The sequence below is a fragment of the Pediococcus parvulus genome (assembly GCF_007990205.1).
In the GTDB taxonomy this organism is placed as follows: Bacteria; Bacillota; Bacilli; order Lactobacillales; family Lactobacillaceae; genus Pediococcus; species Pediococcus parvulus.
On record NZ_BJWE01000057.1, the window covers coordinates 1 to 8612 of the forward strand.

At 50.1% G+C, this 8612-nt stretch carries 8 protein-coding genes; 1 reads left to right on the top strand and 7 read right to left on the bottom strand.

The window, feature by feature from the left end:
• Positions 1-97: 97 nt before the first annotated feature.
• The 7 genes from pulA to PPA04_RS08820 form a co-directional block, all read right to left on the bottom strand.
• A complete protein-coding gene (pulA, locus tag PPA04_RS08790) occupies positions 98-4012 on the bottom strand; it encodes a type I pullulanase (protein WP_186806982.1) in 3915 nt (1304 codons plus the stop codon).
• Positions 4013-4384: 372 nt separating this feature from the next.
• On the bottom strand, positions 4385-4723 hold the full coding sequence (locus PPA04_RS08795) for a DUF4767 domain-containing protein (protein WP_057784991.1): 339 nt from the start codon (positions 4721-4723) through the stop codon (positions 4385-4387).
• Entirely contained in the window at positions 4710-5015 is a 306-nt protein-coding gene (locus tag PPA04_RS08800; protein ID WP_057784992.1) for a hypothetical protein, read from the bottom strand. Before PPA04_RS08800 ends, PPA04_RS08795 begins: the two co-directional genes overlap by 14 nt.
• Positions 5016-5131: 116 nt before the next feature.
• Positions 5132-6109, bottom strand: coding sequence for an alcohol dehydrogenase catalytic domain-containing protein (locus PPA04_RS08805; protein WP_056936359.1), 978 nt, complete (start codon positions 6107-6109; stop codon positions 5132-5134).
• A gap of 161 nt (positions 6110-6270) precedes the next feature.
• A complete protein-coding gene (locus PPA04_RS08810) occupies positions 6271-6699 on the bottom strand; it encodes a hypothetical protein (protein ID WP_057784993.1) in 429 nt (142 codons plus the stop codon).
• Positions 6700-6820: 121 nt separating this feature from the next.
• Positions 6821-7789, bottom strand: a complete 969-nt coding sequence (locus tag PPA04_RS08815) for an IS3 family transposase (protein ID WP_226997409.1) — start codon at positions 7787-7789, stop codon at positions 6821-6823.
• The gene (locus PPA04_RS08820; protein ID WP_057784995.1) at positions 7717-8250 is read right to left on the bottom strand and encodes a helix-turn-helix domain-containing protein; all 534 of its coding nucleotides are present in this window, start codon (positions 8248-8250) and stop codon (positions 7717-7719) included. The genes PPA04_RS08815 and PPA04_RS08820 overlap by 73 nt, the downstream gene beginning before the upstream one ends.
• 71 nt (positions 8251-8321) lie before the next feature.
• On the opposite strand from PPA04_RS08820, the gene PPA04_RS09930 reads away from it, so the two are divergent.
• Positions 8322-8603: an LCP family glycopolymer transferase gene (locus PPA04_RS09930; protein ID WP_506330624.1), complete on the top strand. Its 282-nt coding sequence runs from the start codon at positions 8322-8324 to the stop codon at positions 8601-8603.
• Positions 8604-8612 lie beyond the last annotated feature (9 nt).

Consider the following 8612-nt stretch of genomic DNA (forward strand, 5'->3'; position numbering starts at 1 on the left):
CAAAAAAGGGCTAGTCAAGCATTCAAGCCGACTAGCCCTTCTTCATTAGTTGAATTATAACTAAAGTTGCAAACCGCGTTGCTTTAAATTTAAAAACTTAATTCCGTTTCCGTTGCGGTTTTACCAAACTCATCAAGCCGGCTAACATGATTCCCAGTAAGCCTAGCAAGCTTGCGGATTGACCCGCCCGCTCATCAGTTTGTGGTAAACCGGTTGCCGCGGCCCGACCAGCTTTGGCAGCGGTCGTTGGCGTCAACGTGGCCTTAGTAGCTGACGACGTCGCCTGATTAGCGGTTGTGGTCGGTGTGGTTGGGTTTTCCACTTCACCAGCAAGCCGGTCTTCAGCAGTCGTCGTGGTTGATCCGCCACCCGGTTGCGTGGTCGCGCCGGTCTGACCATTTTCTTTGCCATGGTGATCACCAGTCTGACCGTTACCACCACTTGGTTGTCCTCCGGGTTGGCCGTTATCAGTTGTCATCTTCGCAACCAGTACCGTCACAATTCGCGCCGTGCCGTCGTTATCAAAGTCGTAGCTAACCGTCGTCTGGTCACCGGTCAAATGGTACCCAGCTGGCGCCGTCAGTGTGTAAGCCGTGCCAGCCGCGGTCAACGTTACGGTCGTCGTTTTAACCAGTTGACCGTTGTCATCCTGGTAATTGATCGTCACGGTCTGCGGCAAGTCTTCGCGCACGACTAACGTACTGAGAGCGGCCAGGTTAGTGACCGTTCCGAGGGTGACCGCATCGCTGCCGAGCAGTACCCGGCCGTTGGTCAAGTTGACGGCGTCAAAGGCTTGGGCGCTGTCGTTCACGTTAAAGAGCACGTATAACTTGTGGCCGCCCGCTAAAAATTCGAAGGCGAAGACGCCGTTTTTACCGTCCTGTAAGACCTTGACCGTCTTGTCGATGTCAGCGTAGTTCGTCAGCCGGAACGCACTTTCGTCCTTGCGTAACTGAACCAGCTGCTTAAAGTAGTCGACCAGTTCCTGATTATCCTGAACGCGGTCCCAGTCGATCTGGTTGACCGCATCCGGTGACTGGTAACTGTTCTCGTCGCCGCCCTTGGTCCGCAGGGATTCCTGTCCACCGTAAACGAACGGGACCCCCTCGGCCAAGAAGGCCATCGAGGTTGCCAGCTTGTCACGCTTGATCAGGTTAGCCTGGGACTCGTTCGGCATCAAAGCCGTTAACATGTCGTAGAGCGTCCGGTTATCGTGGCAAGCCACGTAGTTCAGCGTCTGACTCGGCGACTGGTACGGGTGAGCCGTGGCTGCGTTAGCGTAATCCTGACCACCGAGGAAACCGGCAATAAACGCCTGGGCGTGCTGGTCGTAGTCGTCCTCCTGGGCGTTTCCTTCGACCAGCCCCTTACTGATGCCGCCAAACTCGGCCCCCTTGATGGCGTTGCGAATATCATCACTGAAGAAACCAACGTGCTGATCAAGTTTGTCAGCGTTATACTGTCCCGCACCAATGTCGTGGTTGGTAGCGCGCACGTCCCAGCCTTCGCCGTAAACCAAGATACCGGGGTCGATAGCGTTCAATTCGGCGCGAATCGTGTTCATCGTGTCGACGTCCAAAATGCCCATTAAATCAAAGCGGAAACCGTCGATGTTGTACTCGGTCGCCCAGTACTTCACCGAATCCAGAATGTACTTGCGAACCATCCTGCGCTCACTGGCGACGTCGTTTCCGACCCCGCTACCGCTGGTTGGGTGGCCACCTTGATCATACTGGAAGTAGTAACCCGGCACGACCTTTTGAAAGGCCTGTTCGTCCATTGAGTAGACGTGATTATAAACCACGTCCATCACCACGCGAATCCCGGCCTTGTGGTAGCCGTTGACCATTTCCTTCATTTCCAGCACCCGCGCAGTCGGGTCGCTGGCGTCGCTAGAATAAGTCCCCTCCGGAACGTTATAGTTCTTCGGGTCGTAACCCCAGTTATAACTCGGGTCGGCGCTGGTTTCATCAATGCTGGCAAAGTCGTACATCGGCATGAGTTGTACGTGGGTCACCCCGAGGTCCTTCAGGTAATCCAACCCGGTCGCTTGACCGGATGCGGTGTGGGTGCCGGATTCGACCATGCCGGTAAACTTCCCCTTGGCCGTCACACCGGAATTCGGGTCCTTGGTGAAGTCGCGGACACTAGTTTCATAAATCACGGCGTCGGTTGGATCACTAAAGCTCGGTAACCGGTCAAAGTCGGCTGGCTTGACCGCATCAACGTCGGCAATCACACTGCGGTTGCCATTAACGGTGACCGTCTTGCTATAAGGGTCCTCAGTGGTGGTCACGCTACCGTCACCGAAGTGGAGCTGATAGTCGTAGGCCCAGCCCTGATAATCGCCGGGAAGCACCGCCGTCCAAACGCCCTTGGCGCCCCGCTGCATGGCAATCGTCTTGGTCACCGCGGCGTCGGCGGTATGTTGCTGATAAAGGCGTAGTTCGATTTGATTGGCGGTCGGGGCCCACAACTTGATTTGCGTCCGTTGCTTGCTGTAGGTCACACCTAGGTCGTCGCCGTCGTAATAGTATTCGTTATCGAACGCTTGTGAGCGGACGTAATCGCCGATGTCCATAACCTTAGCGTTACCGTTGAAGCTGACGCTGTTAGTGGTCATAATGTCGAGGTCGGTAGTGGTCGTCAACTTGAACTGCTTGCTCCGTCCGGTTGCGTCCGGTGCAATTGCCGTCACGTCCTTAACGGTATGTCCGGCCACGCTCAGTTGTTGGCGGGCCTCCGCCGCCGTCAGGGCCTTGCCGATTGTCACGGTAACTTCCGTCGGCGTTTGCATGGCCGCGCTAGTCACCATTTCCTGTTGCAGCGCAAAACTAGCGGTGTAATACGGCTGCTGATCCCCGGCCACGACGTAAATGTCGGTCGCGGCGTCACTAGCTACCGGCGTGAAGGCCCGCGTCAATTCATCAGCACCGACCGGTTGGACGTAAACGGTCTTAAAGTCGGCGGCCGTCAACTGCACGGTGCCGAGCAAATTGCCGTTGGCGTCGGTTTGGTTCAAATCAACCGTTTGCGCCCCTGCCTCACCGGTCTTGTCGGTCCACACGCGGTAGCGATTAACGACCGACTGATTCTTGTCATGATAATGCACGTTGATGGTGGTGTCGTGGTAAGTCGGCGTCACGTCCTGAGCGTCGTCACTGCCCGCACTGTACCAGACTTCGCCCTTCCCGTTATCGTCGACGGTAACGGTCCGGTCGGCGCCATTGCCGTCCTTATCCCAACTATCGACACCCTTGATCAGCACGCCGAGTTGTTGGTAATTTTGATCCATGTCGATTTCGGCGTAGGCACCAAAATCATCGGTTCCGGTCCAGTCGTACTGCTGACTATTACCGTTAGGTTTCAGTCCCCAAACGTACGGCGCCCACTTACTACTGTCACCCTGATAGTGAATAATCACCTTGGTCGTGTCCTTAACGGGGACCGGTGCCGTCGTTTCAGTCTTCGTGTCAACTTGGGCCGGGGCACTGACTGGTTGGGTGACCGGCGCCGGTGTCTCAACTTGACTGGTTTTCGGTGTGGCGGTTTTGGCCTTTTCGCTAGTGACCACCGGATTAGTCTTCGCTACTTCCGGTACGGCAACCGACTTAGTTGAAGAAGTTGACTGATTAGTCTTCGTTTCAAGTGACGATTGCAGGTCTTTTTCACCCGTTAGCGTGCTGGTTGCTGCCGGCGTTTGGGATATCGCCACGTCGGTTTTCGTCGGCTGGTCAGCAGCTGGGTCGATGCTTGGCACCTGGTCCGTTTCGGCAACGGTTCCCGATTGTTCCGCGTTGGTTGTACCAGTTGTCGTTGTCGTTGCCGGTTTCGCAACCGATTGCACGGCCGTCGTGGTTGTTTGAGTATTTGACGGCGTATCCGCTTGCGCTGTCGTGGTCAACAACCCCATACCGATTCCCATGGCTAAGACCGCACTTGACGCATACAGCCACTGTTTCCCGTGTTTCCACATCCGCCAATTTTCCTGAACAACATCCTGATTATGCATATTCTGCAACCCCCTAATAACATTCTGTTCACCCTTGAATCTAAACCTAGACCAATTGGTGCTCATACCACTAGGCTAATGCAAGCGTTTCAATAACGCAAGCATTTTTCAAATGTTAACGCTATCATTATTATTAGGTGCTATAAATAATTGACAGTGGTCAACGCTGTACTAAACAACTGACCGAATCACGAACGTTGCGCAACTAATGACCAGTGCCGATGGTTAACTTAGGTTGGTTAAGTCAGCTACCCAATCAAAAACTCGGGATGGTAGTGGCCACCCCGAGTTGTGTTAATTATTATGAACCTCATCACCGAATTGGTACGTCTGTAGGTTGGCGACATTTAAGTCCTGATTACTGGCAATGGTTTACGCTTTTTCCGTCACAATCTTGGCAAAACCGGCTTGCAACTCGCTGTTTTGGCTGGTGCGAACGTATAAATCATCACCGTTAGTTGTTCCGGTTACGAAAACTACCGGTTGCTGATTGTGTAAGCAAAAAAAGTAGGTCGTTAAAAAGCCATGCTGATTATCCATCGTTGCCGCTTCCACCACTTGAAACGGTGCCGACTGTTCACCGTCCTCCGACCAGCGCAACTGAATTCGCTGATTAGCCAAAATCACGCGATTATCAAGTTGTCCAGATTCAATTGCATTCGGAAAAGTAAATCCATAATGATCCGGGCGTTCACCGTCATAGGTTCCCACGTAGGTCTGCCCCCATTCGTTGCTGCCACGCGTGCATAAACTTAACCAGTTGCCAGCGTTTAGTTGCATTCCAACGGGTCGCCGTGACCGTCTCCTTAGCGTCACGACTTTTTTGAGCCGTCCCAGTGGTAGAACTTGCCCGGTCAGTACTTGCCTGTTTTGATTTTGCCCGCTGCTGACTAGTTTGCAATGCTTCTTGATTGGTGGGCGTTTCAGTAACTTTAACCTGGTCGTCCCCACAGCCACTCAGTAATAATACCCCTGCAAATAAGACTCCCCAGCCTTTGCGCATCCGCCTGCGCCTCCCTTTAATTATTAATATATTTATATTAAATGTTACTAAAACTGGCCGGAAAAGCAACTTAAAAAACGGCCCGCAACCGCGACCGTTTTTTCAACCTTAGGCACTTAAATTTTTTCCGTCGGCGGCACCAGCACAAACCGCTGGTGGTGATCACGCCCCTGCTCCAGGGCGGCGTGTACTTCCGCAGCGGCCGCAAACGGCTGGCAATTGAGGTCGTCTTCGAGTAACGCACCCGCGGCAAACTGCGGATTTAACCACTTTGCCGCCCGCGCTAGTTGGTCGTCGGTAGCGTGGCTGATGACGAAGCCGCTAATTTGCTTTTGGGCCATGTAAAACTGGCGGACGTCGAAGGTAAAATGATTATCCGCCGGCGCCGTGATCAGCGTGACCTGGCCGCCCTGATTGAGCGCCGCCAAGTTAGCCTGCAATGGCACCTTACCAGACGTATCAATGATGTGATCAAACTGCCGGTCGCACTGGGACGCCACCGGTTCGTGGTAATCCAACGTTAACTCGCTTCCCAATTGCCGACAGCGGTCAAAGTCGCGCGCTGCGGAAGTCGTCGTCACGACCGCCCCTAACTGGTGCGCTAGCTGAATAAACTTACGGCCGACGTTCCCGGCCGCCCCCTCGATTAGGATGGCCTGCCCGCGGGTTAGTTGCATGACGTCTTGCAACACAATCGCGGCCGTCGCGGCCGAATGGACCGCCGCCACCAGTTGGCGGGCGTCCACACCGCATGGCACCGGATAAAGCCGGTCGGCAGCAACCGCCACCATTTCGGCGGTCGCCCCCATCCGCCCGTCGTAACCGGCAGAGTTGGTCCAAACCAAATCACCGACCGCAAAGTTAGTCACGCCGGCCGCCACCCGCAGTACCGTGCCGACCAAATCACGGCCGACAACGTGCGGCGTGGCCAGTGCCGTTTGAAACGCCCCACTACGAACAAAGGTATCGACGTGGTCGACCGCCACGGCCTGCACCCGGACCAGTACCTGATTGGCCCGTAGTTGCGGTTCGTCAATTTCCCGCAATCGTAACGCTTCCGGCCCACCGAGTTGCTCGAAAGTCACTGCCTGCATCTAAAAAAACTCCTCTCATCATTTTAATTATATCTGTCCTTAATTTTAACGAAACTGGGCGAGAACGCAAAGGTGGCTCGGTTTTCCAAATCTTCTAATTATCGTCACTGAACCAATATTTCCACTAAAAAAGTCGGCAACTACTTGCCGACTCCCGTCCCCTATTTCACTTCCACAAACTTACTCGTTGCGTCGTCGTACTTTGCTAAGATATCATTCTTTTTATCGTAGCGATAAGTATCAACTAGCTTATCGCTGTCTTCATCGTATAACTTGATTTCGGTCACGTTATCCCACGGCTGACTTTCAACGTACGTGTAGTCGTCGGCGCCCCGGTCTTCTTTGTTAGCCATGACGGAAACCGCGGTCGCCGCGTCCTTTGAGAGCACGCTTAGCGCTTTTCCCGTATGGTGTTGGTTCGAATCTTCCGTGTCGTCACTATCATTTTCATCCACATCGTCGGTTGAAGTTGTCGTGGTGGTTGTAAGTAGTTTGACGGCCTTGCCCACGTTGGCTTGCCCCATCAAATCAACCTGCTTTTTGGCCGAGCCGGTACTACCTTCAAGTTTAAACGTGTAGGACCCCGGCATCAACGGCCCTGCCTGGTAGCTTTCGTGATCGTACTTCGTCGTACTCAGCTTGACATCGTTGGCGGTAATCGCTGCGCCCCTTCTAAAGTGCAACACAAAAGTTAGACAAAATTGAATATTTTTAAACTGCTAAGGCATGTTCCCTGTATTCGCAGGGAGTCATGCCTTTTGTTTTCTGTGATATTCGTCGATTGTTAAACCAATCGACGTAATTCTTTGTGATTTCCTTGAATTCTCCAATATCTTTACACTGTGGAAATCCATTAAGACATTCTGTTTTAAGAAGATGAAAGAAGCTTTCAATTGGCGCATTATCAAGACAGTTTCCCTTACGAGACATGCTTTGTATAAATTTTTTTTCAGAGAGTTTATCGGTATAGTAATTCAATTGATAATGCCAACCTTGATCTGAATGAATTATTGGTTTTATTCCTTCCGGAATATTTTCTGTGAGTTCATCGAGTGTATCCATAATTAGTTTACTGTTAGGACTATTACTTACTTGAAATGCTAAAACTTCCTTGCTTGCTTCGTCAGTAATAGCTGAAACGTAAGCCCACTTAGTATCGGCCAAGCGTACTTGTGTAACATCGGTATGTAATACTTTGAAAGGTACGGTTTCATTAAAATGCTGATGTAGAACGTTACGGGCCACTTTTCCAACTGTACCTTTATAAGATGAATATCTACCATTTCTGTGGCGGTTATAAAGGCTTACTTGAACATTTAATTCATCCATCAAACGACGCACTACGGCGTCTGATAGATGGATATCTAATTTAATGAGCTCTTCTTGAACGCGACGATAACCGTAGGTTAGACGTCCGCGATATCTTCCGCTTTCGGCAATTTTTAGTATCTCTACTTTTACATCTTCATACTTATCTACATAATTTTTGATACGTTTACGTTCATCATGATAAGTCGCTTTCTTAAGTCCAATGGTCTTAAGAATATCGCCGACTTTATACCGGTTAGATTTCGGAAGAGACTCTTGTTCGACCCTGATCTGATCAACTATTTGTGTTTTCTTTCGTCCTTTGAGGTTCCGAACAGGGTCATTGATTTTTTTAAGATTTCGTTCTCCAATTTTGCATCATATAATTCTTGATTCTTTTTCGTCAATTCTTCACGAAGTTGATCGATTTCGTTCTTGTTTACTAACTTACGTAATTTCTTCTTATTATGTTTCACTTTGGTTTTTCTGCCTTTCGGATGAGGCTTCAAGGCTTCTATACCATACTGATTGAAGGCTGTCCACCAAAAACTGATTTGACAAGAATTAACATCAAATTTTGCGGATACTTCGGCTAAAGTTTCATCATGAGTTTGATAGTAGTTTATCACATCAACTTTAAACTCAACTGAGAAACTTCGTTTAACTCTTCTTCGTTTAAGAGCGTCTGCGCCGCTCAAACGAAAGTTTTGTATCCATCTACCTACTTGTATTCGAGGCAAGTTACGTTTCTTTGAAAGAAGACTGATACTAATGTCACCTTGAAGATATTCACTAACGACTTCTGCTTTTAATTCTGAACTATATTTGACCATAGAAAAAGTGCTCCATAACTGTTAGATTTCTTGTCTAACAATTATGGAGCACTTTAAAGAAGAGTGGTTCAATTTCTACTCTGCTGAATCAGACTTTCTTAAATTCTCTGTCTAGTCAGGTGCAAACAGATTTAACATTTAGTAATCTTATATCTTTAGGGCAGAATTATCGCTCTGCAGATAAGAAAGTGAAGGAAACGCATTTACAAGGTAGCGGGAAAGAACTAAAAGGTCAGGACATGGAAGTTATGCATAAGAAGGAATTACAGCAGGCTACTAACTTTGTACGTAATGGTTTAGGATTATCTTATAAAGAGACAGGAACAACGTCAGTGCTTGATAGTTCTAATTAGTTAGCATAA